Genomic DNA, 211 nt, shown 5'->3' on the forward strand with positions numbered 1-211 from the left:
TTGGCGATCGTCGAAACCTTCGTCGGCGTACGAAGTCCGACGACAACGTCGAGAAGTCGTTCTCGGATTGGTCCGTCCCTGAGCAGTGTGTCGGGTGATTTCAGTTCGTCGAACTCAGGGGGTGATTCCTCGCCGCCGTATACATCGTCGGGGATGTCTGTGAGGTCCATAAGAGGGGCTCCGTAGTGTGACCTACTATGGTTAGCAATTT

The organism is Halorubrum sp. SP9, from assembly GCF_005435015.1.
In the GTDB taxonomy this organism is placed as follows: Archaea; Halobacteriota; Halobacteria; order Halobacteriales; family Haloferacaceae; genus Halorubrum; species Halorubrum sodomense.